This window comes from Acetobacterium sp. (genome assembly GCF_036508315.1).
Classification (GTDB): domain Bacteria; phylum Bacillota; class Clostridia; order Eubacteriales; family Eubacteriaceae; genus Acetobacterium.
In genome coordinates this window covers 1-3,310 of sequence record NZ_DATCHP010000017.1, presented here as the reverse complement: position 1 = coordinate 3,310, position 3,310 = coordinate 1, and the positions used below count along the sequence as shown (strand labels likewise).

Here is a 3,310-nt window from a genome sequence, read left to right as displayed (position 1 = left end):
TGTTGCCGCTGATCGGTATGGAAGTCTTCCTTTTTCACCATTTTTCCGTTGTTGTCATAATAGAATCTTGACGTCTCTATCCCATCCTTTCGTTGTTTCTGGTCGGAATAGAATTCCTCCTTTTTCACCATTTTTCCGTTGTTGTCATAATAGTTTATTATATTTGCTGCCCCTGTCTCTCGTTGTTTCTGGTCGGTGTAGAAGTCTTCCTTTTTCACCATTTTTCCGTTGTTGTCATAATAGAATCTTGACGTTTCTACACCATCCTTTCGTTGCTGCTGGTCAGTATAGAATTCCTCCTTTTTCACCATTTTTCCGTTGTTGTCATAATAGGATTTTGACGTTTCAATCCCATCCTCATAGCTTCCTTCTGTTGGTGACAATGTAATCTCGTTTGTTGTCCCACCATACTCATTTCTTTGATTAATAACTTTAATTGTATCTGCAAGCGCAAATGAAGACATACACATTAAAACAATTACCACGGCACATATGGTTTTTCTCATTATTTCCCTCCATCCACATATATTTAATAAGAACTTGCTTTCATTGGAAGTGAGTATAGGGAAGCCACTCTTGTATGTCAAGGGAATATTGCCACAAAATATGGCGTGAATTGTGTTTATTACGAATTGAAATCAAGCATATTTGTCCATGTTGACCATTTGTGGATAGCAGGAAGGAACAGGCAAGAAGAATAATGGATTTGACTCTCCAGATCAAATTCTGGTGCCTGTTTGGTGTGCATATTTATCTTTATTAACATATTGTTATTATTAATAAATTGGCGGAAGTGCATGGGAATCGAACCCACCTGTGACGGTTCTAGCGCCACACACTGGATTTGAAGTCCAGGAGGCCCACCAGTGACCTTGGCACTTCCTTGGAAAAATCTAGCAATCTTTTAACTTTAAATGTGCCCATGTGTCAACATACAAAAAAGTGCTTTAAATAAATATGCAGCACAAAGTTTCCTTGGCATACAAGATCATTTATCATAGTGTCCCGCAGCGAAAAGTAATACCTTTTTCCATATCAATACGAGATTCTCAAAGCTTACATACCCGAAAAAATCACATTAATATAAACAAGGGAAGTTGTGTTTATGAAGAGATTTATCATGGTAGTAATTGCATTGCTCTACAGTTTTCTTGGTGTCAGTATGCTTTTTGCGGCAACTGATACCTGGACAGCTAAGGCGGATTTCATGGGAACAGCAAGAGATGGCGCCGTCGGTTTTTCCATTGAGAGCAAGGGTTATATCGGGACGGGATGGTTCATCTTACAATGACTTCTGGGAATACGTACCAGCTGACACGACCACCGACCCATTAACTTCTACCGCTCAGACGAATGTGGCATTGGACACGGTGTACACGTCCAATACCATAGCAGTATCAGGGATCGATGCAGCGACGCCAATTTCTATCTCAGGTTGGCCAAAAGGCACAATACCCACATACTCCATCAACGGCGGATCTTACAAAAATGCCAGTGGCACGGTGAGCAACGGCAATACCGTAACAGTGCATCTGCGTTCATCGGGGAGTTACTCTACAAAGAAGAGTGCGACTCTTACCATTGGCGGGGTACCCGGCACCTTCAGTCTGACCACGAAATATGGTCTTCGTGATATCGGTCCGACGGGGGGTTGGATCTTTTATGATAAAGGCAGCTATTCCAATGGCTGGCGTTATCTGGAAGCGGCACCGGAAGATCAAACCTATTTATTTGACCACGATGCAAAATGGGGTAAATTTGGTTATGATGTTCCGGGTGCTGAAGGCACATCAATTGGAACTGGTTATCAAAATACGATTGATATAGTAACCAATGACCATTTAATTAGCGGAGCCGCTGCTAGATGCGCTAGATATAGCATTAAAAAAGACGGCGTTACTTATGATGACTGGTTTCTGCCGTCGAAAGATGAACTGCATTATAATCTAAAAAGAGGATATGGTGATGCCCGAGATGAACATGATATTCACTATACACCTGTTGGCGGTTTTGCTGATCAGTGCTATTGGAGTTCGTCTGAGATTGATAGTTATGATGTGTGGGGCGTGGGATTCTGGCCCGGTGTGGGCTCAGGATTTGCAAGGTATTACTCCAAAAACGTCAAAAATCCAATCATTTATTCAACCGCCTGCCATGTGCGTGCTGCCCGGCGTTTTTAACAAGTTAGCTAAGTAGATCCATGCATCATGTTGCGGCGATTGAGGAATTATTCTTCAATCGCCGTTTTTTATTTTTCAAATTGTTATATGCCAAAAGCTGAGCGTAATTTTAAGCCTTCTTCGGCTTTCCCCTCAATTTTAATTTTTCCTTGAATAAATGCCATTTCGAGTTTTTTCTTTTTTAGTAATATAGCTGCCCATATACCGCAGGAGGCTTTTATAGTCATTACTGCTTCTTTGGGAATTGAGCCTTCTTCTATTCGGATGTTGCCATTTTCGATAAAAAATCCCATTTTAATTTCTTTAGTATTTCCATCACCTGTAAGGTGGAGTCCTATAATACTTTTCCAATCTTTTACGGCATCAGCATTAAACCCTTCAACCATTTTATAAGTTAAATCTTTGGCTTGAGGAGCATATTTTGAAGTATTATCTCCAAAAAGCGACGAAAAGATAGATTTTGAAGGATATTTTTCTTTTAGCTCTTTACGTATGGTTTTTTTTGTGAAGGTTTCGGGATTCGATTTCGTCATTTCATCAAGGTACACTTCTCGACGTTCACGCGAAGATTTTGAAAGAGCAAGGTTAAACTTTAATATTTCCATTCCTTGTTCGGCTGAAAGCATGGGTTTTCCTTCTCCTTTAATAGCTGCAATAAAATTATGAGCAGCTCCTATAAAACCTTCGCCCCAATCGCTTTTTATATCGTCGTAATAATGCCATCCATCATTGTTAAACATACTCACAGCAGGACCTTGATGAATTAAACCGGTGCAACGATTTATAAAAATTACCCCTTTACTACCAGTAATTTGCAGCCACTCATCATTAGCATAATATTTTGAAGGTATAATAAGTTCGGAGGCATGAACAAACTCGCAAGTACCGTATTTTGATGAGTTTTTATATTTCCACATCATCACTGAAGGACAATCGAGAAAACCATCGGTATTGTCGATCCAGCTCAATACTCTTTCAACTTCTCCAAAGAAAAACCAGGCAGTAGCCCATAGATGGTGTCCGTGGTCAAATGTTTGAAATCCTCTACCTTCAGCATTTTCCTTTACCCTCCATTCCCATGAATTTGCCGGAATTTTCCATCCTCCGGTTCCACTTACAAAAGAAATCCT

General features: G+C 40.2%; 4 protein-coding genes and 1 tRNA gene. 2 read left to right on the top strand and 3 right to left on the bottom strand.

Translation table 11 applies throughout. The annotated features are described in order from the left end of the window. Positions 1–506: hypothetical protein (locus VIK44_RS02265; protein ID WP_331552226.1), on the bottom strand; the 506-nt coding region annotated here is incomplete at its 3' end. A gap of 279 nt (positions 507–785) precedes the next feature. Next, positions 786–883, bottom strand: a tRNA-Sec gene (locus tag VIK44_RS02260). Positions 884–1,120: 237 nt separating this feature from the next. Here VIK44_RS02260 and VIK44_RS02255 point away from each other — a divergent pair. Both VIK44_RS02255 and VIK44_RS02250 read left to right on the top strand, forming a co-directional pair. Further along, positions 1,121–1,291, top strand: a complete 171-nt coding sequence (locus VIK44_RS02255) for a hypothetical protein (protein WP_331552225.1) — start codon at positions 1,121–1,123, stop codon at positions 1,289–1,291. Between the two features lie 70 nt (positions 1,292–1,361). Continuing rightward, positions 1,362–2,180 (top strand): hypothetical protein, encoded by an 819-nt coding sequence (locus VIK44_RS02250; protein ID WP_331552224.1) that lies wholly within the window; start codon positions 1,362–1,364, stop codon positions 2,178–2,180. Between the two features lie 83 nt (positions 2,181–2,263). On the opposite strand, the gene VIK44_RS02245 is transcribed toward VIK44_RS02250, so the two are convergent. Next, positions 2,264–3,310: Gfo/Idh/MocA family oxidoreductase (locus tag VIK44_RS02245; RefSeq protein WP_331552223.1), on the bottom strand; the 1,047-nt coding region annotated here is incomplete at its 5' end.

Coding starts and splice junctions, on each gene's coding strand:
- VIK44_RS02255 (WP_331552225.1), top strand. CDS start 1,121: ATGGTAGTAATTGCATTGCTCTACAGTTTTCTTGGTGTCAGTATGCTT.